This window comes from Clostridium sp. AF27-5AA, from assembly GCF_003478415.1.
In the GTDB taxonomy this organism is placed as follows: Bacteria; Bacillota; Clostridia; order Lachnospirales; family Lachnospiraceae; genus Otoolea; species Otoolea fessa.
In genome coordinates, this window is sequence record NZ_QUFH01000001.1 from 76,726 (window position 1) to 102,548 (window position 25,823).

The following is a 25,823-nucleotide window of genomic DNA, read 5'->3' on the forward strand; positions in this document are numbered from 1 at the left end:
AGCAAATGATAAGCAGTGGAGCAGAAGCGGCAGACCGCAAGCAGAGAATCAGAGACAGATATAAAGGCGTGGATACTTCTGAGTTGGAAGTTATCCCGGCAAAAACTGTGGAGGGGCTTGGAGAAAGCACCTCTATCCGTCGTGTTGCCGCTTATGTCCGTGTTTCCACTGATAATGATGAACAGACTTCTTCGTATGAACTTCAGAAAAATTATTACACGGATTATATCAAGGCACAGCCGGGATGGGAATTCGTTGGAATCTATGATGATGAAGGCATCAGCGGTACATCATTGGAGCATCGCAAAGGAATGCAGCAGCTGATCGAGGACTGTAAGGCCGGAAAGATTGACCTGATCCTCACAAAGTCCATCGCCCGTTTCGCCAGAAACATTGTGGACTGTCTTTCCGTCATTGAAACACTGAAAAATCTTGACCCGCCCGTGGGTGTAAAATTTGAAGCGGACAACATCTACACACTGGACAGTAACGGGCGCATGATCCTGACGATTTTGGCATCCGTGGCAGAGGAAGAATCTCATTCCAAGTCTATCATTATGAATTGGTCCATTGACCGTAGGTTCAGCCGTGGACTGTTCCTTACGCCGGCCCTGCTCGGATATGACCAGGACGAGGATGGCAGCCTTGTGGTGAATCAGGACGAAGCACAGACGGTGAAGGTGATTTACTATCTGTACCTGAATGGATTTTCTTTCACCGAGATTGCAGAGCTACTGACAGATTATGGCCGGAAGACAAAACTGGGGAACACGGAGTGGAATCCCGGCACTCTTGCAGGAGTCATTGCTAATGAACGCCATTGTGGGGATGTATTGGCAAGGAAGACCTTTACACCGAATTTCCTGACGCATAAATCAAAGAAAAACAACAACGACCGGACGCAGTACCGGCAGAGAGATCATCATGAGGCAATCGTGTCCAGGGAAGTCTATAATGCGGCAAATCATCTGCGGGCATCCCGGAGTTATACAAAGAAAAATCGCCCGCTGCCAGTCCTGAGTGTGGTGGATGATGGAATCTTACGCGGATATGTGCCTTTTGATAAGGACTGGACAGGATTTTCAGCTGAAGAATACCGGGAAGCATCTGAAAGTGTGATTCGGGAGCCGGATGATTCTGTTGTGGGTGATGTGAAAAATCGGCTTAATTTGACAGGATATGAAGTTGTGCGGGCACAGTATTTTGCTACTTTACAGAATCCGGCTATGACGATCTCCAATGGCAAGCTGCGTTTTAATACAGCCTGCCTGAAAAAGTTTGAAGATGTAGAGTATGTAGAACTGCTCCTGAATTCGGTTGACCGCTGCATTGCAATCCGTCCGTGTGAAAAGAGCAATCCCAATGCGATCCGCTGGGGTCGGCTGAAAGAAGGACGCTGGTGTGCCAGCACACTTGGCTGCCGTGGCCTGGCAAAGACTCTTTTTGACATCATGGAGTGGGATGAAGACCTGCGTTATCGGTTCCGTGGGCAATTCGTGGAGGACGGCGATAATAAGCTGATGCTCTTTGAACTGGATGAGCCGGAGATGATCAAGGTTGAAGAAATCGTTCTGCCACCAAAGGAAAACACCGAGGATGCAGAGGGCGAAACGGTCAAAAAAACGATTTACATTTTCCCGCCAGAATGGGCAGGTACTTTTGGAAAGTCGATCACAAGCATTGCACAGGTCGGGATTTTACAGCAGGAGAATTACTCTGGAAACTGGGATGTACTCCGGCCGGCAGCAGAGATAGATGAAATGAATACTTTTACCGCAGATGGTCTGAACGCTCTGCTCCATGAAGCGGAAAAAATAATGGAAGGATGGACTGACACAGATGAATGAAAATACGAACGCCATGCCGCCAGAAGAGCAGGCAGAAAATGATAGAGACGCAAGAGCGGAAGAATTAGAAAGTACATTTTCCTATGACGGATACCAGGTCGTGCGGAAGGAGCTGTTTGCACATCTTCGTGACCCTGCGATCGTGATCCGCAAGGACAGCATCACATTTAACACGGCCTGCATCACTGGGCTAGAAGATGTGGTTTATGTACACGTCATGTTCAACAGTGATTTGAAGCGTATTGTTGTACGCGGCTGTGATGAAAATGACAAGGATGCCCTGCGTTGGTGCATTGCCAAGCCAGACAAGCGAAAAAGCCGGAAAATGACCTGCAAACCGTTTTCAGAACTGGTGTATAAGGAAATGGGCTGGGATACCGAATGCCGGTATAAGATGCTTGGGTACAGAATTTCGTTTGAAGGGGAAACTCTGTATGTTTTTGATCTGCTTGTTCCGGAGATCTTCCATGAAGGCCAGAAACGAAAAAATGGAACAGACCAGAAAAATGCGCAAGAGACAAAGCCTGCAAATACCAGAAAGGGATTTTACCCAGATGATATTGCGGGTACTTTTGGCGTACCTGTAGAAGAACATCTGAAAGAATCCGAAGTTAAGCAAATGGATGGCTATGTATCAGTGGGGATGCTGACGGGTAAGACCGTCCCCGACACCGGGCTTGATTAAAACGGCCACTAGGATTCCAAGGGGGAAGTGCGCCCATTTTTAAGGAGGGGAGAGTAGTGAACGAAAGAATATGGAACCAGCGGATGCTGGGTCTGACTTTTAATGTTGAGGATGGAAGGATCACAATCTTCCGCAGCACGTTGGAAGCATTAGGCTGGCCAACCCACTATCGCTTTCTGTACAACCGAGAGGCAAAACAGGTAGCTGTGCAGAACTGTACGGCTGAGGATGCAGGAGCTCATAAGACACCGAAGCTGACTGTGAGCAACAGCTGCGAGATCAAGTGCGTGGCGTTGGTGCGGATGATCTACCGGGACATGCGGTGGAACCGGAACAATACATATCGTCTGGAGGGGAAAAACGTCCCCAGACAGCAACTTGTGAGTTTCGATCTGGACATTCCGTTTTTGGTGGAAAACGGGAAAGCTCTGGACGAAAATCCAAGCCCCACAAAGCCCCTGTGTGGCGAAGAATTGTCCGCTGCGGAAAGTTCCTCGGCCTCGCCAATTAAACGCGACAGTGGGGCGCTGTGAGAGGTGTGTGGCGAAGTCGGCAAAAGGCAGCCAATCGGGTCAGAATCCAGGATGCTTGCAAGGTAGCAAGGTGGAAGGTGACCGGGTGGGCAGGAGACAGTGCGGACATGTCTACTCAACAAAACAGTGATTATAATCACTCCTGACAAGTCTACTCAACAAGTGAATAAAATCACTTTTGTACCTATGAACGATAAAAATAAGTGATTAAGCTCACTTATGGCTATTGGAAATAAGTGATTATGTTCACTTAGAAAAAGTGAGCTTTTTACGCCGCCCAGAGTTTTGGATGAGGCTATCATTTGGTAAAAATAAGTGATTATAATCACTGAAAATCATTACAAACTGAAATAAGTGAGCTTAATCACTTATAAAGAAAAAAGTGAATATTTCACGCTCTGATGTACTTTGAGGTCGTCGATTAGTCAATAATCGGCGGCTTCTTTTTTATGCCCGGAAAAGCGGGTATGTAGCGACATATGGCAATAAGTGAGCTTTATACGCCACCGTCGAGCAACTTCTCCGAACAAATTTGAGTGCAGAAACTATGACAGCAAGACCCAGCACTTTGATACGTCTGCGGTTGAAGCTGTAATCAAGTTGGTCATGGAGTATAACCCTAATGCCATTATGGTTATCAAGTCTACGATTCCTGTGGGTTATACGGCAAGTGTAAGAGAAGGTTGATGTGATCAATGTTATTACTGCTCCGGAGATAGAGATGCTGATTATTCATAGCGAAGGAGCTTATGAGCGATTTAAGCGTTCAGGAAAGAAACCGAGTGAATTCTGTAAACCAGATCTTCGTATGCATAATGTGAAATCGTATGATTTTGTAAAAGATTATTTTAGTAATCCACTGACATTAGTTAATGCAATAAAAGAGTACCGTAGAACCGCAAATATTCCTAAAGGTGAATATAGTTTATCAGATCTGTTAAAATAAAGATTTGCCCACTGGCGTACCGTGTAAATCCTACATAGTACGCTGGTGGGCTTCTTTTTTTGCCTCATCCCGCATGAACCACAGACAGCACCCCGGCATGCTCCGAAGTGCAGTTGTGGCTTATGCGGGTTTTGGTGTTATGTGGTCAACGGGTTACAAAATCATACTCCCAATCCGTATAAAATCGCTTTCAGTTCCTTTACCATTCGGGTGAGAATCTCCTGCTCAAGTGTGTTGCAGTCCAAAAGCAGACGGTGAATCTCGGAATCGGCAGTGGAAGCCGAGTGTGTCAGACTGTCTACGAGAAGGTCGTCTGCTGATATGCCGAGAAGGTTGGCAACTCTGATTTATTTCGTACCAAAAATCCGATCCCCTGCATCCCCCAGACCTGGGCAGATGTAAGCGTTTTCATTCAGGCAGCGATCGACATGACCGACATAGATCTGGACATCCGGATGTGCCTCATGCAGTCTCTTTAATCCTTCCGGAGCAGCGATGATTGCCATGAATTTGATGTTCTTTCCGCCGCGTGCTTTGATAAAGTCGATTGCCTCCACTGCGGAACCGCCGGTTGCCAGCATCGGGTCGGTGACAACGATGGTACGCAGTTCGATCGGGGTTGGCAGCTTGCAGTAGTATTCGTGCGGCTCATGGGTTGTCTCGTCGCGGTAGAGTCCGATGTGACCAACCTTTGCGGACGGAACGAGTGCCAGAATACCATTTACCATACCGAGACCGGCACGTAAAATCGGGACAACGGCAAGTTTTTTACCAGCCAGCATCGGAGTGCTGCAGGTTTCGATCGGAGTTTCTACTTCCTGATCTTCCAGCGGAAGATCGCGAAGCGCTTCATAGCCCATCAGCATCGCAATCTCATCGGTCAGGGAACGGAATTCGTTGGTTCCGGTGTTCTTGTTGCGGAGGAGCGAGATCTTGTGCTGAATCAACGGGTGATCGAGAATTGTTACATTTTTCATATTCATAACCTGCCTTTTCTTGAATTTTGATGATGAACGTTTTTTCGTAACGGTGCATAGCGCAGACCGCTTGCTAATTTTGTGCTATCTTCATGCCGTCATTTCCCAAAATCTATATACATATGTGAAATGTATCGCCCTGATGGCATATTTTCTTTAATTATACACCGAATTGTACAGATTGAACAGTCTGTTTTATGATGTATTTTGTTAAAAAGCATCGGTAAAGTTACTGTTCCGGGGTAGGCACTTTTGGAACTGAAAGTGCCGTAAGAAAACGTGGTGGCAGCAGGAATTTGCCGTATTTAAATGCGAAGCCACGGCAAATTCCGTTACTGGGCACGTATGCGTGAACAGTAACTCGGTAAAAGAGCGGTTTGTCATGAAGTAGTGCAGAGCATTTGTAAAAGAATGCAGGTGCTTTTATATGTTTATTAGAATAAAAAATAATACCAGTATTATATATAAGTAATACTTCTGAAAACAAATCAATAAATCTAACTGGAAATGAGAATAGAATGTGGTAAAATATAAAGTAGTGAATTATTGCACAACAATGAAGGAGGAAGCTTTGCCATTATGAAGACTGTATCGATAGCAGAGGAACTGAAAAACAATTCTTATCCGGGACGCGGAATTATCATTGGACGGACGCCGGACGGAAAGAAGGCGGTTACGGCATACTTTATCATGGGAAGAAGCGAGAACAGCCGCAACCGTGTGTTTGTAGAAGAAGGTGAGGGCATCCGCACACAGGCATTTGATCCGGCGAAGCTGGAAGATCCGAGTCTGATTATCTATGCACCGGTCCGTGTGCTGGGAAATAAAACGATCGTGACCAACGGCGATCAGACTGATACGATTTATGAGGGAATGGATCGCCAGATGACCTTTGAGCAGTCCCTCAGAAGCCGCGAGTTTGAGCCGGATGCGCCGAACTACACACCTCGTATTTCCGGTATCCTGCATATCGAGGATGGCGGTTACAACTATGCGCTGTCGATTCTGAAATCCAACGACGGCAATCCGGATTCCTGCCATCGTTATACATATGCGTATGAGAAGCCGGTTGCAGGCGAGGGACATTTCATCCACACCTATATGCACGACGGCAATCCGCTTCCGAGCTTCGAGGGCGAGCCGAAAAAGATCGAGATTCCGGACAGCCTGGATGAGTTTGCAGCGACACTCTGGGAGAATCTGAACCCGGATAATAAGGTATCTCTGTTTGTGCGCTATATTGATATTGCGACCAGAGAGACACAGACGAAGATCATTAATAAAAATAAGTAGGAACAGACTGGAAAATAGTTAAAAAAAGTCAAAAACCGTCTGAAAATGAAAACAGGTCAGAGATAAACGCTCTGCGAGGATGCGCAGTGATTCTGTAAAGAATATGTCAGCTTCGCTGACCAGAATCACGCGCTAAGTCTCACGGACGTTCGACTTGAAACAGCATTTGAATCATGCGTTTAAATGGGTATACAGGAGGAATGAAGATGAACGAACTTGAGTTAAAATATGGATGCAACCCGAACCAGAAACCGTCCCGCATTTTTATGGCGGACGGCAGTGAGCTTCCAATCAAGGTACTTTGCGGCAAACCGGGATATATCAATTTCCTGGATGCGTTCAATGGCTGGCAGCTGGTAAGAGAACTGAAAGAGGCAACCGGGCTTCCGGCGGCAACTTCTTTTAAACATGTTTCCCCGGCAGGTGCAGCGGTAGGACTTCCGTTAGACGAGACGATGCGTAAGATTTACTGGGTCGATGATATGGGAGACTTATCTCCGCTTGCGTGTGCATATGCCAGAGCACGAGGTGCAGACCGCATGTCTTCCTTCGGCGATTTTATTTCTTTGTCGGATGTCTGCGATGCAGATACGGCGCGCATCATCAAGAGAGAAGTATCGGATGGCGTAATTGCTCCGGGATATACCAAGGAGGCGCTGGAGATTCTGGAATCAAAGAAAAATGGCAAGTACAATGTCATTGAAATCGATCCGGATTATGTACCGGCTCCGGTGGAGCGCAAACAGGTATTTGGCGTGACCTTTGAGCAGGGTAGAAATAATCTGACAATCAACCGTGAGCTGCTGGAGAATATCGTGACTGAGAATAAAGAGCTGCCGGATAACGCGAAGATCGACATGATCGTATCTTTGATTACCCTGAAATATACACAGTCCAACTCTGTCTGCTACGTGAAGGATGGACAGGCGATCGGTATCGGCGCAGGTCAGCAGTCCCGTGTACATTGTACCCGTCTGGCAGGTCAGAAAGCCGACAACTGGTATCTGCGCCAATCTCCGCAGGTGTTAAATCTTCAGTTTGTGGATGGAATCAAGCGTGCAGACCGCGACAATGCGATCGATGTTTATATCGGAGAAGAATATATGGATGTGCTGGAAGAGGGCGCATGGCAGAAAATTTTCAAGGTAAAACCGCCGGTATTTACCCGTGAGGAAAAACGCGCATGGCTGGACGGCATGAAGGGTGTAACCATTGGTTCTGATGCATTCTTCCCGTTTGGCGACAACATTGAGCGCGCGCACAAGAGCGGAGTTCAGTACATCGCACAGCCGGGCGGATCGGTTCGTGATGACAATGTAATCGAGGTTTGCAATAAATATGGCATTGTAATGGCATTTACGGGAATTCGTCTGTTCCATCATTAATGAAAAAGGGCGTGTGAAAAAACTCTCGTTTTTTTCACACGCCCTTTTTATTTCGAAATAAAGTGGCTATGATTTCTTATATTTTGCCTCATAATCCCGCAGGCTTACAAGCGCTTCTTTCGACATCGGAATCAGCGCGATCAGGTTGAAGACGGTCATCAGACCGACACCGACATCACCGAGATCCCAGACAAAGGTGTAGGCGGTCAGTCCGCCGACAAACATCATGATCAGGGCGAGAATCTTGTACGCCGTCTGGGCGGCCCAGGTGTCTCCGAAGAGGTAGCTCACATTGGAGCGGGCGTAGAAGAGGATGCCGATGAAGGTCGTGAAGCTGAACAGCCACAGGATTACGGCTATGAAAATGACGCCTAATTCCCCGAAATGCCAGCTCATCGCCGCCTGCAGCAGATCCATGCCCTCCAGACCGGAGATTTTATCAGCCGGGACCAGCAGCATGATCATGGCTGTACAGGTGCAGAGAAGCGTGTCGATGAAAACGCCCATCGCCTGCATCAGTCCGACCTTGGCAGGATGGGAGGTCTCTGCCGTCGCTGCCGCACACGGGGCGGAACCGCTTCCTGCTTCATTGGAGAAAAGTCCCCGTTTGACACCGTTCATCAATACGGCGCCGAAGCCGCCTGCGATTGCCTGGCGCAGACCGAGCGCTTCCTCAAAAACGCGGGCAAAAACGCCTGGAAGCTGGCGGAAGTTCACGATAATTAAAAACAGGGTCAGGATAATGTAAATGCCTGCCATGATTGGAACCAGCAGATCCAGAACCCTGACGGAGGCATTTTTCCGAAGAACGATGACTGCCGCAAGGAGAACTAAAAACAGGCATGAGTAGATCGGCGGGATGCCGAAAGCATTCTTAAAAGAAGAGGTCACGGAATTACTGATGACCTGGCTGATACCGCACCAGCAGATCAGACCGGAGAGCGCAAACAGTACGGAGAGAAGATTTTTCTTCGAAACCGGCGTTCCCTGTTTCTGGCGTTTGCTGTTGCTCCAGTCGTGAATGTAGTAAGCAGGACCGCCGCGGTAACCGCCGTAGAGCGGATCCGGCTGTTTGTGAAGCTGGGCTAAGGTCGCCTCGATGAAAGCGGTTGCCGAACCGAGCAGCGCGGTTACCCACATCCAGAACAACGCACCGGCGCCTCCGGCGGAGAGAGCGGCAACGATACCGACAAGATTTCCCATACCGACGCGGGTCGCAGTTGACACGATCAGTGCCTGGAGTGCGGAGAGAGAGCCGCCTTTGTGTCCGGTTTCGGCCTTTTCCAGCAGCGCGCGCAGCATATCCGGAAGCATTCGGATCTGCAGGAACCGCGTCCGGATAGTACAGAAGATACCGGTCGGGACGAGCAGAAGAACCAGAAGCGGCAGGTTGATGGTTGTTCCGCCAGGAAGCGGCAGATGAATCCAGTCACCCCAGAGGAAATAGTAGGTTTTTTCGATTAAATTGATAATTGTATTCATGTTTTCACCCCAAAATTTTATATAGTAAAGGTGCGCCCGCAGGTGCTTGACGATTGATTGAAAGATAGTTATAATGAGTGGCAGGGAGTTTTCAGACTCTCAGTATCATAAGGAAAAGGAGAATTCATATGCAGTACGCAATTGCACATTTAGATCCGAATGAGGACAATCCTTCCATGGAAGAGAATCCATGCATTAATGTTGATTTTGAAAACGAAGAGGAATCATGTCTGGAAGCTGCAACCATGATGATGGATGAAGGCTACAAGATGGTAACTCCATTTTTCATTGAGGATGGCGGCAAAGCGGGCACATACTCCTGGGAGTATGTCAATGCCCATCTGGTTGTCCGTACCAAATAATGTTTCACGTTGTTGTTTAAAACTGTATTGTTTTAAAGTGTGTGAGACTTAAAATGCCGGAAAGAGAAGATCTTTCCGGTTTTTTATATTTACATGTTAGCTGTCCTTGCACGTTTATAATAACTATTTCTTGAATATGTAATTAAATCTACTTATTTATATTCCGTATTGTACCGCACAGTTGAGGAAAGTGCAAGGGGAAAATGAGGGATTGTTACTGGAATTTTAAATAAAGATAAATAGTAATAAGTTGAAAGTCGGGTGTAAATCTCCTATAATGGACAGAAGAATCTTCAGGCAGAAAATGGCATACAGGGAGGCAGATGGAGACGGAAAAGAAACAGACAGATGAAAAAAAGGAACTTCGAACCGGATTTACGACCGGAACCTGCGCGGCGGCGTGTACGCGGGCGGCGGTGTTGTTTCTCTGCACAGGGGAAGCACCTGCGGCGGCAGAGACAGTGACACCTTCCGGCGTCCGGGCGATTCTGCCGATTGTCCGGGCAGAGCGGGAGGAAGATAGCGCAGTATGCGGTGTACAGAAGGACTCCGGTGACGATCCGGATGTGACGAATGGGACATTGGTTTGTGCACGGGCCGTTCTGGCTTGTCATGATAGCATAACTGAAAGCGGTTACACAGACCCGGCGTATCCGGGAATTGAGGTAACCGGCGGCGAGGGCATCGGCATGGTGATGCGGGACGGTCTTTCGTGTCCAGTGGGGCATTACGCGATCAACCCGGTACCGCGGACGGCTATTTTCCGGGAGGCGGCTCTGGCACGCCGGGAGGCGGGCATGCCGGAGTTACCTTTGCGGATTGAGATTTCTATCCCTTCCGGGCGGGAGCTGGCGGAGAAAACGTTTAACCCGCATCTGGGGATCATCGGTGGTATCTCGGTGCTTGGAACAACTGGGATTGTGAACCCGATGAGTGAGGCGGCATTGGTTGAGACGATCCGGCTGGATATCCGGGTGCACGCCCAGGAGGATGTTTCGCTGCTGGCAGTGGCGCCAGGCAATTATGGAGAACGATTTTTAAAAGAAGAAACCGGGCTTTCGATGGAAAATTTCATCAAGTGCAGTAATTTTATCGGGACCAGCTTTAAAATGCTTTCACAGGAAGGAATTCACCAGGCGCTTTTGGCAGGGCATGTTGGAAAACTGGTCAAAGTGGCAGGTGGTGTGATGAATACACATTCCCGGTATGGTGACAGACGGATGGAGATTTTGTCTGCATGCGCGCGGACCGTTGGATTTCCGGAGGCAGATGCCCTGCTGCCGATGAATACGACTGAGGAAGCGGCAGATTTCCTATATGAACATGGATATCTGAAACAGGTCATGGAGCAGGTAGCGAATCAGGTCAAAGCGGTATTGGAAGAAGAGAGCGGCGTTCAGACGGAGGTAATGCTATTTTCGAGCAATTATGGACTGATGGCGCGGACAGCTGGGGCGGATGCGTATGTGCGGGAGCTGCTGGAGATGGAGAGAGGCATGGAAGTAATGATAGATAGAATAATCGTAAATTACGAAAAGTTGAGATTCGAATATTAAATAAAAAAGGAGAAATCACATATATGGTATATTTCGTCGGAGCTGGTTCGGGAGCGCCAGATTTAATCACAGTGCGGGGAGCACGCCTTTTGAATCAGGCAGACCAGATTATTTACGCAGGTTCTCTGGTCAATCCAGAGCTTTTGGATTATAAAAAAGAATCAGCCGTTGTCTATGACAGTGCGAAAATGACGCTGGAAGAAGTGGTCGAAAAGATCCAAGAAGCGGAATCGACGGGTAAGATGACGGTGCGGCTTCACACGGGCGACCCCTGCGTGTATGGTGCGATCCGGGAACAGATGGACGAGCTGGACAAGTTAAATATCTCTTATAAGGTATGTCCGGGCGTCAGCTCTTTCTGCGGCGCGGCATCTGCATTGAATCTGGAATATACCTTGCCGGGCGTTTCGCAGAGCGTGATTATCACCCGGATGGCGGGGCGGACGCCGGTGCCGGAGCGGGAGAGCATCGCGTCGTTTGCAGCGCATCATGCGACTATGGTTATATTTTTAAGCACGGGAATGCTGAAGAAGCTTTCGGAAGAGCTGATAAAAGGCGGATATGAGGCGAACACGCCAGCGGCGATCGTGTACAAAGCGACCTGGCCGGATGAAAAGCGGGTTGTCTGCACGGTTGCCACGCTTGCAGAGGCGGCAGAGCAGGAAAATATCAAAAAAACAGCTCTGATTATCGTCGGGGATGTGACTGCCCAGGCAGGATACGAGCGCTCACGTTTATATGCGCCAGAATTCACAACTGAATTCCGTCAGGGGACGGATGGTTTTGTATATGAGTAATAGAAAGGGATTGTTATAAATGGAGCAGTTGAAACTTCGGGTCAGGAACGGTATCTGCATTTGCTTTACTGCACAGGGAAAAGAGACGGCGACGCGCCTGCTGGAGAAATTAAGCCAGCAGATGGAAGAGGCGTTTGACTTTTTAGATTATACAGGATCCGAACATTCGAAACCGCTGAAACAGGTGGTCAAGGAAGCATTTCAGGAGAAGGAAGCAATTTTGTTTGTCGGGGCGGCGGGGATTGCAGTCCGTTTGATTGCGCCGTGGGTGCAGGATAAGCTGAAAGATCCGGCGGTGCTGGTGATCGATGAGCAGGGGCGTTATGCGATCCCGATTTTGTCTGGACATGTGGGCGGATGCAATGAACTGGCAGAGGCAGCGGCGCAGATTCTGGGGGCAGAACCGGTAATTACGACGGCAACGGATCTGCGGCAGGCATTTGCAGTTGATGTATTTGCAGCGGAAAATGAGCTGGTAATCAGTGACCGGGAACTGGCGAAACAAATCTCTGCGGCGGAGCTGCGAGGTGAAAAAATTGGCTTTTTCAGTGATTATCCAGTAGATGGAATCGTTCCGGCAGAGATTACTCCGGGCGTATGGCAGAAGGAAAACATCTATGTGACGCTGAAACAGGGCGGATGCCCGAAAAATGCCCCAGCGTCTCTGGTGCGCCGGGATATGGTGATTGGGCTGCAGGAGAAGAAGGAACAGCGGGATGCAGCCAAAGCAGCGGCGGTAGTGGCAGTGGAAACCGGCGATTCGGCGAAGGCGGCTGAGATAGATATGTCTGTCGGAAAATCCGATATAGGATCGCTTGGGCAGAAAAGTGAGCAGAAGAAAGAGCAAAGTTATGAGCCGGAAAATGAATCAGGTACGCCGGAACTTCTGCGCCTGTATCCGCGAACGGTTGTTCTTGGAATGGGATGCCGCCGGGATTCGTCCCTGAATGCTGTCCGGGAGATGGCAAGAGTGGCACTTTCTCGGGCGATGATTGATAAAAGTGCGGTGCGGGCGATTGCAACGGTGGATCGGAAGAAAAATGAGATGGCATTTCTGGCGCTTGCGAAGGAGTGGGATGTGGAACTGTGGAGTTTTACCCCGGAAGAGCTGGAGAGTGCCGGTACGAAGTTTGCAGAATCGCCGTTTGTGCGGAAGACAGTAGGGGTAGGAAATGTTTGTGAGCGTGCAGCCGTCATGGGGGTGCGCCGGATTTACCGGGAACGGGAGATGGATGAGAAAAATCTGCCTGCGATCGATCTGAGAGTGCAGAAAATGGCGTTTAACGGTGTGACGGCAGCAGTAGCGGTTCCGGCATCGGAGCAAGTAAGGAGGCAGCAGTGGAAGAAAAAAAATTATACGTGATCGGAATTGGACCGGGGGCGAGAGAACAGATGACGGTCCGGGCAGACCGCATTTTGCGGGAAAGCCAGGTGATCATCGGTTATACGGTATACGTGGACCTGGTAAAAGAATTTTATCCACAGGCGGAATTTCTGACAACGCCGATGCGCCAGGAAAAGGAACGCTGTGAGATGGCATTAAAAGCGGCACAGGATGGTCGGAGAACAGCAATGATCTGCAGTGGGGACAGCGGCGTCTATGGCATGGCGGGGCTGGTGCTGCAGATGGCAGAGGCATACCCGGATGTGAACGTGGAAGTAATTCCAGGAGTGACGGCAGCGCTGGGAGGTGGAGCCATTCTTGGTGCACCGTTGGGACATGATTTTGCGGTGATCAGCCTGAGTGACCTTCTGACGCCGATGGAAGTGATCGAAAAAAGGCTGCGTGCAGCGGCGGAAGCGGATTTTATTATCTGCCTCTACAATCCATCCAGCCGGAAACGCCACGATTATCTGGAGCGTGCCTGCCGGATTCTTTTAGAGTATAAAAGTGGTGAGACTGCCTGCGGATATGTACAGAATATTGGCCGCGAGGGCGAGGCGGTGCACCTTCTGACACTGGCAGAACTGGAAAAGACGCAGGTGGATATGTTTACGACCGTATTTATTGGAAATAAGGAAACGCAGATGTTAAATGGATGTCTGGTGACACCGAGGGGATACCGCGATGTGTAAAATATGGATATTTGGAGGAACGACAGAAGGGCGCCTGCTGGCGGAATATTGCAGCCGGGAAAAGATTGAGGCGTGGGTCAGCGTGGCTTCGGAGTATGGAGAGGAGCTTTTGCAGGAGGAACTGATGGAGTCTGGGAATGCAGGGAATCCAGATTTGAACCATAATACTTGCCTTGCAAAGAAAAACTTGAAAACGGTTCAGGCATCCTCAGTGATAAAAGTCTTACGTGGACGGATGGATCGTTACCAGATGGAAGAATTTATCCGAAACCAGGGGATTCATCTTGTGATCGATGCAACACATCCGTATGCCAGACTTGTTTCAGAAGAAATCCAGGAAGCGTGCGGACGGATCGGTGTCCGCCTGGAACGGTGCCTGCGCGCAGAGGGCGAACAAAACAAAGCACGTGATTGGGTCGAGGTTGATTCCATTCAGGAGGCAGTGTCATTTCTTTCTTCTGTTTCCGGCGTGATTTTTGCCACAACCGGCAGTAAAGAACTGGAAGTCCTGTGCCAGATACCAGATTATCAAAAACGGGTGTATGCGAGAGTGCTTCCAACTTCGAATGTTTTGAAGAAATGTGAAAAATTGGGGATAACTGGCAGCCATCTGATTGCGATGCAGGGACCTTTTTCCACCGAAATGAATACGCTATTTCTCCGACAGACAAAAGCGGAGTGGCTATTGACGAAAGATTCCGGGCGTGCGGGCGGATTTCAGGAAAAGGTGGAAGCGGCGCGTGAAAATGGAACCAGAGTGGTTGTGATCCGCAGACCGGAGGAGGATGGCATTTCGCTGGAAGAGGCGATGGAGGTGCTGAAGAAGGCGGATGAGGGGAAGGTTGGAGAGTTAAAAACACATTTGATTCTGGCGGGAATTGGCATGGGACAGCCGTCCCAGATGACAGGGGAAGTCCTTCGGGCAATTCGAGAGAGTGACGCCTTGATTGGCGCGGGGCGTATGCTGGAATCCGCGGAGAGAGCGCTGCAGAATGATTTGCTGATTAGCAAGGAAGGAAAAGCTGAAAACAGACAGGAATCAGCGGCTGCGGTGGAAAAAGAAACGAAGTGCTATAAAGCATATCTTCCTGACGATGTGATACAGATTGTATCGAAGCACCCGGAATGGAAGCAGGCGGTCATCCTGTATTCGGGTGATACCGGCTTTTTCAGCGGGGCATCCAGGATGGCAGAGCGGCTGCGGGAAGCTGGTTATCCATTTACCGTCTATCCGGGTACATCCTGTGTCAGTTATCTGGCGGCACGCCTGGGGACGCACTGGGAAGATGCGGCGATTTATTCCGCACATGGAAGAGAATTGTCTGTCGATCGGGTGATGAAACGTCTGTGTGATCCAGAAGAACCGGCTAAGCGTGCGTTTATTCTCATGGGCGGCAAAAATGGAGCTGGACAGTTTTGTGAACGTCTGACACAGGCGGGATATGGAAATGTACAGGTGACGGTTGGTGAAAACTTATCGTACCCGGAAGAGCAGATCCGGAGCGGAACCGCGGAAGAAATGAAAAAATTGGAATTTGCGGATTTGAGCTTGATACTGCTGGAAGTCACGGATGAAATAAAGAATGTAAAGCAGCTGAAAAGGTTTGAACAAGAAGATAAACGTTTGCTTTCTGCAGATTCTGTCGGAGTATTTCCACGTATCATGCTTGCCGCCCCCAAAAGCGGCAGTGGAAAAACTCTTTTGACCTGCGGACTGCTTGAAATCCTTCGCCGCCGCGGTCTGAATCCGATCGCGTGCAAATGTGGACCGGACTATATCGATCCAATGTTTCACCGCTATGTGCTCGGCATTCCCGGGCGAAATCTCGATAGCTTTTTTCTGCCGGCGGAAAGCGTGCGGAAGGTTTTGGTGGATGCAGTGCGGGAAGAACAGGCGGGAATTGCAGTTTTAGAGGGTGTCATGGGCTATTATGACGGCTTGGGCGGAACAGAAACGTCCGCCAGCAGCTGGGAGATTGCAGAGATCACAGACACGCCGGCGATTCTGGTGCTGGACTGTAAGGGCGCATCCTTGTCGGCGGCAGCAATGGCATCTGGATTTTTACATTTCCGGAAAAAAAGCCATATTGCCGGAGTGATTTTGAACCGGGTTTCTTCGATGTATTATGAGCGGCTGGCAGCAGCCGTGGAAGAGGCGTCGGGGCTTCCGGTGCTTGGTTATCTGCCGGAATCCGAGGAATACCGCATGGAAAGCCGCCATCTGGGACTTTTTCTGCCGGGCGAGATCGATCGGCTGCGCGAGCGGATCGGGCGATTGGCAGATCAGATGGAAAAGTCGATCGCGGTGGAGCGGGTGCTGGAAGTGGCAGGGATGCTTCCATTGAGGATAGAAAACAAAGAGAAAGAAAAAGCAGAAAACGAATCAATGGAGGCGGAAAGTATAGCGAAATTCCCAGCATGTCAAGAGCAAAAAGTCACCTCGCGCGTCCGCATCGGTGTTGCCCGTGACGAGGCATTCTGCTTCTACTATCAGGAAAATTTCCGCCTTCTGGAACAGATGGGGGCGGAGCTGGTTTATTTCAGTCCACTGAGGGATAAAAAAATCCCGGACAGAGTGGATGGGCTTTTATTTGGCGGCGGTTATCCGGAGAATTATGCACGGGAGCTGGCAAAGAACGCGGCGATGCGTGAGAGTATCCGGCGGTCGATTGCGGCGGGAATGCCGTTTCTGGCGGAATGCGGTGGATTTTTATATTTACACCGTACTCTTGAAGGAAGCGATGGAAAACACTGGGAAATGGCTGGCGTTTATCCATTTGACGCTTACCGGACGAACCGCCTGCGCCGGTTTGGCTATGTGCGTCTGCTGACCTCATCCGGTCAGGAAATTCACGGGCATGAGTTCCATTACTGGGAGAGCGAAGATCCGGGCACCGACTGGGAAGCAGTCAAACCGACCGGAAACCGAAGCTGGCGCTGCATCCATGAAAAGGGAGGACAGATTGGCGGATTTCCGCATCTCTATTATGCATCCTGTCCAGATTTTTTGCGAAAATGGCTGGATGTATGTGCCAAAGGGAGTCAGAAAAAATATATCAATTGAGTGAATTTATATGAGAATCTAGAAAATGGGGAGTACCAAATGCGAGATGAATGGTTTATCCGGGGCAAGGTCCCGATGACGAAGAGTGAGGTGCGGACCGTGTCATTGTCCAAGCTGGAATTGTATGAGGACTGTGAGTTCTGGGACATTGGCGCGGGAACGGGTTCTGTCAGTGTGGAAGCGGCGGTAAGCTGTCCGGGGATTCATGTGTGTGCGTTTGAATATAAGGAAGAGGCGGTTGAACTGATCCGGGCAAATTGTGAGAAAGCCAGAACAGAGGCGGTCACGATCGTGCCGGGAAAGGCGCCGGAGACATTTGCACAGGTAAGTGTTCACCGACCGGATCGGGCATTTATCGGGGGAACAACCGGACAGATGCGCGAGATTCTGGATGAATTGTTCCGCTTGAACCCAGATATCCGGATTGTGATCAATCTGATTGCGCTGGAGTCCCTGACAGTGCTTATGAGTTACCTGAAAGAGCGCGGGATAGAGGCGGAGATTCTGTCCATGCAGATTGCAAAAGCGGAGAAGATTGGTTCCAGTCATTTGATGAAAGGGCAGAATCCGATCTATATCATATCACTGGGAGGAAATGAAGCGTGAAGAAAATGATTCAGCCAGAGGCATTAAAAGTGGGCGCGAATCGTATAAGCGCGAACGATGCAAGGAGTGTAAAATTAGATTTTGCACCAATGGAGGGAATCACGGGATACGTATTCCGGCAGGCGCATGCAGTCATTTATGGGGGCGTTGACCGGTATTACAGTCCGTTCATTGCACCAGGTTCCAGCCATAAGCTGACATCCAGGGAGAGGAACGATATTCTTCCAGAGCATAATCAGGGATTATGCCTGATCCCGCAGATTCTGACACATTCGGCGGAAGATTTTCTGTGGGTTTGCGAGGAACTGGCGGAGTATGGATATAGGACGGTTAATCTGAACCTGGGCTGTCCGTCGGGGACGGTGGTTACGAAGAAAAAGGGCGCGGGATTTTTAGCCGAGCCGGAAGATTTGAGCTTGTTTCTGGAGGAAGTTTGCAACGGATTGGAAAAAATCCACGCGTCGGATGGAAAGCCGGTGCGTTTGTCGATCAAAACCCGGATCGGCATGAAAGAAGCGTCTGAATTTCCACGCCTGCTTGCTATCTATAATCACTATCCGCTGGAAGAACTGATTGTACACCCGAGAGTGCGCGAGGACTATTATAAGGGGAAAATACGGATGGAGTCATTTGCGTATGCGCTGGAGCAGAGCCGCTGCCCGGTCAGCTATAATGGAAATCTTTTTTCGGCGGCGGATGCGTCTGCACTTATGAAAGAAATTGTAGGACAAGATGAAGCATCTGATAGCGGTAAAACGCAGAAAAAAATGAAATTAGCCGCACTGATGTTTGGGCGCGGTGCGGTTGCGAGCCCGTGGATTTTTGGAGAGGTGCGGAATCTGCCATCCTCGAATCATCTCCAATCTTTCCAGCAGTTCCACGATCGCCTCCTGACCGGTTATGCAGAAATCATGTCCGGCGACCGGAATACTTTGTTTAAAATGAAGGAACTCTGGTACTATTTCCAGTGCCATTTTCCGGGATGTGAAAAAGAATTGAAGAGGATTAAGAAGGCACAGAAGCTGTCTGACTACCGGGCTTCTGTTCAGGCGATGTTTGCGAGCGGGCGGTTTGTGGAAGATGGTTTTCGCAACCCGGCACCATAGGAGTGATACCGGGCTGTCCTGTAACCATCCTCTCATTCAGGCAGTACAGTGTTGCGAATATCAAATTTTACACAGATTTTACATTTCCTGCTGGTTATTTTTACATTTATTTGATATAGTGAAGACATACTATGTGTAAAGATCAAAAGATGATGGGAGAATATGTATGTCTATTAGTACTTTGGGAACACTCTTTCAGTTCATTGGAGGACTGGGAATGTTCCTGTATGGAATGGAGTCGATGGCGGATGGTCTGCAGAAGTTTGCGGGCAACCGTTTACAACGTGTGCTTGAGATCCTGACTTCGAACCGCTTGCTGGGCGTGCTGGTGGGCGCGGGTGTTACCGCGATCATTCAGAGTAGTTCCGCGACGACGGTTATGGTCGTTGGTTTCGTAAATGCCGGAATTATCAATCTTCTGCAGGCGACCGGCATCATCATGGGTGCCAACATTGGTACGACTGTGACGAGCTGGATTGTGTCGATGAGTGAGTGGGGCGAGGTGTTAAAGCCAGAGTTCTTTGCACCGGTTCTCTTCGGTATCGGCGCATTCATCACGATGTTTGCGAAGAGCCACAAGAAAAAAGAGGGTGCCGAAGTCCTGATCGGTTTTGCACTCCTGTTTATCGGTCTTTCTTTCATGTCCGGTTCGATTGAGCCGTACCGGGATGCGCCGATCTTCTCCGAGTCCTTCCGGGTACTGGGACAGAATCCACTTTTAGGTATTTTAGTCGGTCTGGCAGTTACCGCAATCATCCAGAGTAGTTCCGCGTCCGTCGGTATTTTACAGATGCTGGCGATCAACGGCATGGTAAACTGGCAGTCAGCAGTCTTTATTACATTGGGACAGAACATCGGTACCTGTGCGACCGCGCTGTTATCTTGTATCGGTACGACCCGTACGGCAAAGCGTGCGGCGGTCATTCACCTTCTGTTCAATGTGACGGGTGCAGTTGTATTTGGCGTCGCTTTATACATCGTGTTTATGATGAATCCGGAGCTTGCGATGACGCGTGCGGACAGTGTGGGAATTTCGATTTTCCATACGATATTTAACGTTGTCAACACCTGCATTATGTTCCCGTTTGCTGGTTTCCTGGTAAAGGCATCGGATGTGATTGTTCCGAAGCCGAAGGAGACAGAGAAAGAGTGGTCGGCAAACAGTGTCGAGACCGAGATGATCCGTCACTTAGACGACCGTATCCTCGAAACTCCGTCCTTTGCGATTGAGACGGCGTGCAACGAGGTTGTCAACATGGGCAAGGTAGCGGTTGCCAACTTAAAAATAGCGACAGCAGCCTTAGTAGATGCAGATGATAATTTTTGTGAACAGGTATTTGAAAATGAAGAGACGATCGACCGCATGGAGAAAATGCTGACCGAATATCTCTTAAAGATCAACAACCTCTCCTTGAATGATGAACAGCATCTTCTCGTTAAGAATATGTATTATACAATCGGTGATCTTGAACGTGTCGGTGACCACTGTGAAAACTTAGCAGAGCTTGCCAAGAAACGGATTGAGAATGTGAATATTGATTTCTCGGATCTGGCGCTGAAAGAGCTGCGGACGATTGCAGATGCAACGCTTAAATCGGTCGAGGCGTCCGTGGAGGCGCGTCAGGCGCATGACATGCAGAAGGTGCGTCAGACTGCCCGCTGGGAGGAAGAGGTTGACAGTATGGAAGAGGAGATGCGCGAGAACCATATGAACCGTCTTTCCAATGGAGACTGCAAGATTGAGGGCGGTGTTATCTTCCTGGATGCACTGGCAAATTATGAGAGAATCGCGGATCATGCCAAGAATGTAGCTGGCTACGTAAAGGAAGAGATGCAGTAATGAAATATCGGATATATGTGATTGAGGATGATGAAAATATCCGGAATCTGATCTGCGTGGCACTGGAAAACTTCGGTTACTGCGCCAGCGGATTTGAGACGGCAGAGGAAGCGCTTGACAGCCTCTCGGAGCTGCTCCGGAGAGGCAGGGAGGCGCAGCGGGAGTATCCGGCGATGTTTGTATTCGACTGGATGCTGCCGGGGATGGACGGCATGGCGGCGATCCGCAAAATCCGGGAGATGCCGGACTTTTCCGCAGCCCCGGTCCTGATGCTGACGGCAAAGGATCGTGAGATGGATATTGTACAGGGACTTGACAACGGTGCTGACGACTACATGACGAAACCGTTCGGTATTCTGGAGCTTTCGGCGCGCGTCAGAAACCTTTTAAAGCGGGTGGAACCTGCAAAAGAGGAGGTTTCCAGCCTGACGATCGGTGAAGTCAGCATCAACCGGGAGACGCGTGAGGTGATTGCCTGCGGCGACCGGACGGAGCTTACACTCAAGGAATTTGAACTTTTAACATATCTCATGGAACATATCAACCGGGTGGTGACGCGCGACGAGCTTCTCGATCATATCTGGGGCTATGACTATGATGGGGAGACGAGAACGCTGGACATGCACATCAAGACACTCCGGCAGAAGCTGCATGATGCCGGAGCTCAGATCAAGACAGTGCGCGGCGTGGGCTATCGGTTTTTAAAGGAAAAAGAAGCGGGAAAGTGATGAAACGATGCGAAAAGCGATTTTGACGAAATTTATTCATCTGTTATTCCTGGCGCTGGTTCTGAATACATTTATCGCTCTGGTGGTTACCAGCAGTGTATTGCTCAAACGGTCAAGGGAGGACATGCATTTTGCATTGGAATCCGTTGACCGTATGTTGGATTATACGGGAAATGTGGAAGAACAGCTGATGGATTTGAGCGACCTTACGGACGACAATAATAGCCGTTATACGCTGATCCGGATGGATGGCACGGTGGTGGCTGATACGGAAGTAGCGCAGGTGAATCAGATGGAAAATCATCTGGAGCGCAAGGAAGTGAAGGATGCGCTGGCGACGGGCTATGGATATTCGGTGCGGCGCTCCGGAACGTTAGGAATGCAGATGGCGTACGCGGCGATCCGTTCATCGGACGGCAAATACATACTGCGCCTTTCTGCCTGTTCAACCGGTTTGGGTGAATATATCCTGATGTTGATTCCGGCCGCTTTTTTGAGCTTTGGAATAGCTTTTTTTGCATCGGCAATGGAGGCGGAACGGTTTTCCCAGTCCATCACGCGTCCTTTGCAGGAAATTTCCAGTGAAATGGTGCGGATGGATGACGACTACACGCGTTTTCAGTTTGAAAAATGCCCGTATGAGGAGATCAATGTCATCGCGGACACGACGACGCGGATGTCCCGAAATATGAAGAAATATCTGGAGCGCATTGAGAAAGAAAAACAGATCCGGCAGGAGTTTTTCAGCAATGCATCGCATGAGCTGAAAACACCGATCACTTCGATCCGCGGTTACGTCGAGCTTTTGGAAAGCGGCATGGCACAGGATCCGGGCACGGCACGTGATTTTCTGGGACGCATAAAAAAAGAGGCAATGCGGATGACGAACCTGGTGGATGATATTTTGATGATCTCCCGTCTGGAATCGCGCGGTGCGAAAGCAGATATTGTGACGATCCGCACGGTGGAACTGCTGGAGGACAGCCTGTCTTCGATTGCCGCGCAGGCGGCGTCGCGCGGCATCACAGTCCATAAAGAGTGCGAGAATTTCACGATTCGTGCCGATCTGCGCCAGATGCAGGAGCTGTTTAACAATCTGTTGACAAACGCGGTCAAGTATAACAACGAGGGCGGCGAAATCTGGGTGCAGGTCAAGCACTGGGGCGCGGATATGATACTGACGGTCCGCGACACCGGCGTCGGCATCCCGGCGGAGAGCCAGAGCCGTATTTTTGAGCGGTTTTACCGGGTGGATAAAGGGCGCAGCCGCAAACAGGGCGGCACCGGGCTTGGTCTTTCGATCGTCAAGCATATCGTGAATTTTTATCATGGAAGCGTGAAGGTAGAGTCGGAAGTCGGAAAAGGTTCAACGTTTACGGTGAAACTGCAGATCGCGGAAGCAAAATAAAAAAGAGTCAACCTAAATTCCCTATAAAATAGCGGAATTTTAGGTTGACTCTTTTTGGAGTTTGTAGTATGATTGCTTTAAAGCGTAACAGTTCAGCTCTTTAAAGCGAAAAATAAATCATGGTTTGAAGCATAAGAGGAAAATCTGTTACATACGTTGAAAAGGTTCAGGAGGATGATATTATGAGAAAGACAAAGAAATTAGCAGCCCTGATGCTGGCTGGCGCAATGGCGGCATCCCTGGCAGCCTGCGGAGGACAGACAGCAAGTACGGACACGACAGCAGCGGAGTCCGCAGACGGAGAAGAAAGCAAAGAGGCAGAGCAGACAGCAGACGGCGAGACCTATAAGATTGGCGTATTACAGCTGACCCAGCATGTGGCACTGGATAAGACCAATGAGGGCTTCGTGGCAGCGCTGGACGATGCAGGCATCAAATATGAGATCGACCAGCAGAATGCAGCTGGCGAGCAGTCTGCATGCCAGACGATCGCAGAGAAACTGGTCAACGATAAAGATGATTTGATTTTTGCAATCGCAACCCCGGCAGCACAGGCAGTTGCAGGTGTGACGGATTCGATTCCGATTCTTGTAAGCGCCGTTACCGATCCGGCGGCTTCCGGTCTGGTAGAGAGCAACGAGGTTCCGGGCGGCAACGTATCGGGTACTTCTGATCTGACTCCGGTTAAAGAGCAGATTGATCTGATGCAGCAGATTATTCCAGATGTAAAAAAGGTCGGGCTTCTGTATTGCAGCGCGGAGGCAAACTCCGTTCTTCAGATTGACATGGCGAAAGAAGCACTTGATACAGCTGGTATTGAGTATGAAGATTACACCGTTTCCAATTCCAATGAGATTCCTACCGTTGTAGAATCTATGGTTGGCAATGTAGACTGTGTATACACACCAACCGACAACATGATCGCAGCTGGTATGGCAACCGTAACGATGGTAACAAATGAGAATAAACTTCCGGTTATCTGCGGCGAGAAAGGCATGGTAGATGCAGGCGGTCTTGCTACTTACGGTATTGATTACTACCAGTTAGGCTACATGACCGGTGAGCAGGCCGTTAAAATCCTGACTGAGGGCGCCGATATTTCTAAGATGCCGATCGGTTATCTGGACGCTTCCAAGTGCGAGCTGAGTGTCAATGAAGAGACAGCGCAGACGCTGGGAATCGATGTATCTGGACTTGAGAAATAAAGAGTACCAGAAAGACCTAAACTTCAAATGAGATGGACTGTCAGATCAGAAGCATAAAATAAATATGCCGATCTGGCAGTCTTTACAGTTAATCAGATGAAGAAAATACGAAACACGGGGAGGTAAAAGTTTGAGCGGTTTATTAGTATCCCTGCAGGGCGCGGTCGCACAGGGCGTTCTTTGGGGAATCATGGTATTGGGAGTTTACATTACATTCCGCCTGATGAATATCGCGGATATGACGGTAGACGGAAGTTTCGCGCTGGGTGCCTGCGTTTGTGCAGTCCTGGTAGTCAACAAAGGAGTAAATCCGGTGCTGGCACTTTTAGTTGCAGTGGCAGCCGGTGTCGTGGCTGGTGCGGTAACGGGTATTCTTCATACTGTATTTGAGATACCAGCGATTCTGGCAGGAATTCTGACCCAGATTTCCCTCTGGTCGATCAACCTCCGGATCATGGGAGGAAAGAGCAATCTGCCGCTTCTGAAAGTCAAGACACTTATCAGTGGTCTGGCTACTTCCTTCGGGATGACTCAGGCACAGGCATCGATGATCGTTGGAATTGTGCTGGCGGTGGCGGCTATTCTGTTTCTTTATTGGTTCTTCGGAACCGAGATCGGAAGTGCGATGCGTGCAACCGGTAACAACGAGGATATGGTGCGTGCGCTGGGCGTGGACACTCGTATGGCGAAGCTTTTATCCCTGATGGTTAGCAACGGCCTGGTCGCTCTCTCCGGCGCACTCGTCTGCCAGAGCCAGAAATATGGTGATGTTGGAAGTGGTACGGGTGCGATCGTCATTGGTCTGGCGGCGATCGTCATCGGCGAAGTCCTGATGGGACGATTGACCTCTTTTTATTGGAAACTGACCTCCGTGGTTGTCGGTTCGGTCATTTACTTTGTGATCCGTGCGGTTGTACTCCGCATGGGTATGGATGCAAACGACATGAAGCTGCTCTCTGCTGTCATTGTAGCACTGGCACTCTGTATTCCGGTAGCACTCGCTAAATATCGGCTGAGAAAAGATTATTCAGAAGGGGGCGAGGAGTAATGCTGACGATAACAAATGTAAAGAAAACTTTTAATAAAGGAACTGTTAATGAGAAAAAAGCCTTAAACGGTATCAACTTACACCTGGCACCGGGCGATTTCGTGACGATCATCGGCGGAAACGGTGCTGGAAAATCCACCATGTTAAATATGATCGCAGGCGTATATCCGATCGATTCTGGTAAAATCGAGATCGACGGTGTAAACATATCTAGGGAGCCAGAATACAAACGCGCTAAATATATCGGCAGAGTCTTCCAGGATCCGATGCGCGGCACCGCCGCCAATATGGAGATACAGGAAAACCTTGCCATGGCACTGCGCCGCGGCAAATCCAGAGGACTCGGCTGGGGCATCAAAAAGAATGAAAAGGACTTCTACCGTGAGGCATTGGCACAGCTCGATCTGGGGCTTCAGACCCGTATGACCAGCAAAGTGGGTTTACTCTCCGGCGGACAGCGCCAGGCGCTCACCCTTCTGATGGCAACTCTCCAGAAGCCAAAGCTCCTTCTCTTAGACGAACACACCGCCGCCCTCGATCCTAAAACAGCCCGCAAAGTCCTCGATCTTACCGAAAAGATCGTAGACGAACAAAATCTGACCGCGCTTATGGTTACCCATAACATGAAAGATGCGATTCAGATCGGCAACCGTCTGATTATGATGCACGAAGGTCGGATTATCTACGATGTAGCAGGGGAAGAGAAGAAGAATCTGCAGGTAGAAGACCTGTTAGAGAGATTTGAAAAGGTAAGCGGAGAAGAATTTGCGAATGACCGTATGATGCTTGCCAAATAAGCAGAGAGTATAAGATTTGAAGGTTTTTATCAAAATCATTAACCGATAACAGACAAAAAGTATACGGAATGAAAAGTGGGTC

Annotated in this window: 22 protein-coding genes and 1 pseudogene; 21 read left to right on the plus strand and 2 right to left on the minus strand. The window is 49.5% G+C overall.

Annotated elements, in window-relative coordinates; genetic code table 11:
- The first annotated feature begins 5 nt into the window (after positions 1-5).
- The 5 genes and pseudogenes from DWY89_RS00430 to DWY89_RS00450 all read left to right on the plus strand — a co-directional run bounded on the left by DWY89_RS00430 (position 6) and on the right by DWY89_RS00450 (position 4,011).
- Positions 6-1,847, plus strand: a complete 1,842-nt coding sequence (locus DWY89_RS00430) for a recombinase family protein (protein WP_118524276.1) — start codon at positions 6-8, stop codon at positions 1,845-1,847.
- Entirely contained in the window at positions 1,840-2,532 is a 693-nt protein-coding gene (locus DWY89_RS00435) for a hypothetical protein (protein WP_118524277.1), read from the plus strand. The genes DWY89_RS00430 and DWY89_RS00435 overlap by 8 nt, the downstream gene beginning before the upstream one ends.
- Before the next feature lie 56 nt (positions 2,533-2,588).
- On the plus strand, positions 2,589-3,065 hold the full coding sequence (locus tag DWY89_RS00440) for a hypothetical protein (RefSeq protein ID WP_118524278.1): 477 nt from the start codon (positions 2,589-2,591) through the stop codon (positions 3,063-3,065).
- A 543-nt stretch (positions 3,066-3,608) separates the two neighbouring features.
- Positions 3,609-3,746, plus strand: a pseudogene (locus tag DWY89_RS14480) (UDP-glucose 6-dehydrogenase); the annotation flags it as partial.
- Positions 3,747-3,753: 7 nt separating this feature from the next.
- Complete coding sequence (locus DWY89_RS00450) at positions 3,754-4,011, plus strand: hypothetical protein (protein ID WP_243022638.1); 258 nt, start codon at positions 3,754-3,756, stop codon at positions 4,009-4,011.
- A gap of 347 nt (positions 4,012-4,358) precedes the next feature.
- On the opposite strand, the gene upp is transcribed toward DWY89_RS00450, so the two are convergent.
- Positions 4,359-4,988, minus strand: coding sequence for a uracil phosphoribosyltransferase (upp, locus tag DWY89_RS00455; protein WP_022358719.1), 630 nt, complete (start codon positions 4,986-4,988; stop codon positions 4,359-4,361).
- Between the two features lie 579 nt (positions 4,989-5,567).
- On the opposite strand from upp, the gene DWY89_RS00460 reads away from it, so the two are divergent.
- Together DWY89_RS00460 and DWY89_RS00465 are read left to right on the plus strand one after the other, a co-directional pair.
- On the plus strand, positions 5,568-6,281 hold the full coding sequence (locus tag DWY89_RS00460; protein ID WP_117795557.1) for an IMP cyclohydrolase: 714 nt from the start codon (positions 5,568-5,570) through the stop codon (positions 6,279-6,281).
- A 206-nt stretch (positions 6,282-6,487) separates the two neighbouring features.
- Entirely contained in the window at positions 6,488-7,666 is a 1,179-nt protein-coding gene (locus DWY89_RS00465; protein WP_118524279.1) for a phosphoribosylaminoimidazolecarboxamide formyltransferase, read from the plus strand.
- Between the two features lie 66 nt (positions 7,667-7,732).
- Here DWY89_RS00465 and DWY89_RS00470 read toward each other — a convergent pair whose 3' ends face one another.
- Positions 7,733-9,148, minus strand: a complete 1,416-nt coding sequence (locus DWY89_RS00470) for an alanine/glycine:cation symporter family protein (protein ID WP_118524280.1) — start codon at positions 9,146-9,148, stop codon at positions 7,733-7,735.
- 128 nt (positions 9,149-9,276) lie between these two features.
- On the opposite strand from DWY89_RS00470, the gene DWY89_RS00475 reads away from it, so the two are divergent.
- The 14 genes from DWY89_RS00475 to DWY89_RS00540 all read left to right on the plus strand — a co-directional run bounded on the left by DWY89_RS00475 (position 9,277) and on the right by DWY89_RS00540 (position 25,741).
- Complete coding sequence (locus tag DWY89_RS00475) at positions 9,277-9,510, plus strand: hypothetical protein (protein ID WP_022358715.1); 234 nt, start codon at positions 9,277-9,279, stop codon at positions 9,508-9,510.
- Positions 9,511-9,833: 323 nt separating this feature from the next.
- A complete protein-coding gene (gene cbiD / locus DWY89_RS00480; RefSeq protein ID WP_118523387.1) occupies positions 9,834-11,066 on the plus strand; it encodes a cobalt-precorrin-5B (C(1))-methyltransferase CbiD in 1,233 nt (410 codons plus the stop codon).
- 23 nt (positions 11,067-11,089) lie between these two features.
- Complete coding sequence (gene cobM, locus DWY89_RS00485) at positions 11,090-11,863, plus strand: precorrin-4 C(11)-methyltransferase (RefSeq protein ID WP_118523386.1); 774 nt, start codon at positions 11,090-11,092, stop codon at positions 11,861-11,863.
- 19 nt (positions 11,864-11,882) lie between these two features.
- Positions 11,883-13,226 carry a cobalamin biosynthesis protein gene (locus tag DWY89_RS00490; RefSeq protein WP_118524281.1) on the plus strand — a complete coding sequence of 448 codons (1,344 nt, stop codon included), beginning with the start codon at positions 11,883-11,885 and terminating at the stop codon, positions 13,224-13,226.
- A 29-nt stretch (positions 13,227-13,255) separates the two neighbouring features.
- Complete coding sequence (gene cobJ / locus DWY89_RS00495) at positions 13,256-13,939, plus strand: precorrin-3B C(17)-methyltransferase (protein ID WP_118524356.1); 684 nt, start codon at positions 13,256-13,258, stop codon at positions 13,937-13,939.
- Positions 13,932-17,003: a cobyrinate a,c-diamide synthase gene (locus tag DWY89_RS00500; protein ID WP_118524282.1), complete on the plus strand. Its 3,072-nt coding sequence runs from the start codon at positions 13,932-13,934 to the stop codon at positions 17,001-17,003. The genes cobJ and DWY89_RS00500 overlap by 8 nt, the downstream gene beginning before the upstream one ends.
- 39 nt (positions 17,004-17,042) lie before the next feature.
- Positions 17,043-17,609, plus strand: coding sequence for a precorrin-6Y C5,15-methyltransferase (decarboxylating) subunit CbiT (gene cbiT / locus DWY89_RS00505; RefSeq protein ID WP_117795550.1), 567 nt, complete (start codon positions 17,043-17,045; stop codon positions 17,607-17,609).
- A gap of 5 nt (positions 17,610-17,614) precedes the next feature.
- Complete coding sequence (locus tag DWY89_RS00510) at positions 17,615-18,715, plus strand: tRNA-dihydrouridine synthase family protein (protein WP_118524357.1); 1,101 nt, start codon at positions 17,615-17,617, stop codon at positions 18,713-18,715.
- A gap of 166 nt (positions 18,716-18,881) precedes the next feature.
- Complete coding sequence (locus DWY89_RS00515; RefSeq protein ID WP_106999976.1) at positions 18,882-20,555, plus strand: Na/Pi cotransporter family protein; 1,674 nt, start codon at positions 18,882-18,884, stop codon at positions 20,553-20,555.
- Complete coding sequence (locus DWY89_RS00520; RefSeq protein ID WP_118524283.1) at positions 20,555-21,283, plus strand: response regulator transcription factor; 729 nt, start codon at positions 20,555-20,557, stop codon at positions 21,281-21,283. The genes DWY89_RS00515 and DWY89_RS00520 overlap by 1 nt, the downstream gene beginning before the upstream one ends.
- 7 nt (positions 21,284-21,290) lie before the next feature.
- On the plus strand, positions 21,291-22,691 hold the full coding sequence (locus DWY89_RS00525; RefSeq protein ID WP_106999974.1) for an ATP-binding protein: 1,401 nt from the start codon (positions 21,291-21,293) through the stop codon (positions 22,689-22,691).
- Positions 22,692-22,873: 182 nt separating this feature from the next.
- On the plus strand, positions 22,874-23,896 hold the full coding sequence (locus DWY89_RS00530; protein WP_106999973.1) for an ABC transporter substrate-binding protein: 1,023 nt from the start codon (positions 22,874-22,876) through the stop codon (positions 23,894-23,896).
- 130 nt (positions 23,897-24,026) lie between these two features.
- On the plus strand, positions 24,027-24,944 hold the full coding sequence (locus DWY89_RS00535; RefSeq protein ID WP_117795544.1) for an ABC transporter permease: 918 nt from the start codon (positions 24,027-24,029) through the stop codon (positions 24,942-24,944).
- Positions 24,944-25,741: an ABC transporter ATP-binding protein gene (locus DWY89_RS00540; protein WP_117795542.1), complete on the plus strand. Its 798-nt coding sequence runs from the start codon at positions 24,944-24,946 to the stop codon at positions 25,739-25,741. Before DWY89_RS00535 ends, DWY89_RS00540 begins: the two co-directional genes overlap by 1 nt.
- The last annotated feature ends 82 nt before the right edge of the window (positions 25,742-25,823 follow it).

Bases quoted from the DNA above. Each gene is read 5' to 3' on its own strand.
- DWY89_RS00465 (WP_118524279.1), top strand. From the start codon at position 6,488: ATGAACGAACTTGAGTTAAAATATGGATGCAACCCGAACCAGAAACCG.
- DWY89_RS00470 (WP_118524280.1), bottom strand. From the start codon at position 9,148: ATGAATACAATTATCAATTTAATCGAAAAAACCTACTATTTCCTCTGG.
- DWY89_RS00430 (WP_118524276.1), top strand. From the start codon at position 6: ATGATAAGCAGTGGAGCAGAAGCGGCAGACCGCAAGCAGAGAATCAGA.
- cbiD (WP_118523387.1), top strand. From the start codon at position 9,834: ATGGAGACGGAAAAGAAACAGACAGATGAAAAAAAGGAACTTCGAACC.
- DWY89_RS00540 (WP_117795542.1), top strand. From the start codon at position 24,944: ATGCTGACGATAACAAATGTAAAGAAAACTTTTAATAAAGGAACTGTT.
- cobM (WP_118523386.1), top strand. From the start codon at position 11,090: ATGGTATATTTCGTCGGAGCTGGTTCGGGAGCGCCAGATTTAATCACA.
- cobJ (WP_118524356.1), top strand. From the start codon at position 13,256: ATGACGGTCCGGGCAGACCGCATTTTGCGGGAAAGCCAGGTGATCATC.
- upp (WP_022358719.1), bottom strand. From the start codon at position 4,988: ATGAAAAATGTAACAATTCTCGATCACCCGTTGATTCAGCACAAGATC.
- DWY89_RS00510 (WP_118524357.1), top strand. From the start codon at position 17,615: ATGATTCAGCCAGAGGCATTAAAAGTGGGCGCGAATCGTATAAGCGCG.
- DWY89_RS00515 (WP_106999976.1), top strand. From the start codon at position 18,882: ATGTCTATTAGTACTTTGGGAACACTCTTTCAGTTCATTGGAGGACTG.
- DWY89_RS00525 (WP_106999974.1), top strand. From the start codon at position 21,291: ATGCGAAAAGCGATTTTGACGAAATTTATTCATCTGTTATTCCTGGCG.
- DWY89_RS00530 (WP_106999973.1), top strand. From the start codon at position 22,874: ATGAGAAAGACAAAGAAATTAGCAGCCCTGATGCTGGCTGGCGCAATG.
- DWY89_RS00490 (WP_118524281.1), top strand. From the start codon at position 11,883: ATGGAGCAGTTGAAACTTCGGGTCAGGAACGGTATCTGCATTTGCTTT.
- cbiT (WP_117795550.1), top strand. From the start codon at position 17,043: ATGCGAGATGAATGGTTTATCCGGGGCAAGGTCCCGATGACGAAGAGT.
- DWY89_RS00460 (WP_117795557.1), top strand. From the start codon at position 5,568: ATGAAGACTGTATCGATAGCAGAGGAACTGAAAAACAATTCTTATCCG.
- DWY89_RS00500 (WP_118524282.1), top strand. From the start codon at position 13,932: ATGTGTAAAATATGGATATTTGGAGGAACGACAGAAGGGCGCCTGCTG.
- DWY89_RS00435 (WP_118524277.1), top strand. From the start codon at position 1,840: ATGAATGAAAATACGAACGCCATGCCGCCAGAAGAGCAGGCAGAAAAT.
- DWY89_RS00520 (WP_118524283.1), top strand. From the start codon at position 20,555: ATGAAATATCGGATATATGTGATTGAGGATGATGAAAATATCCGGAAT.
- DWY89_RS00475 (WP_022358715.1), top strand. From the start codon at position 9,277: ATGCAGTACGCAATTGCACATTTAGATCCGAATGAGGACAATCCTTCC.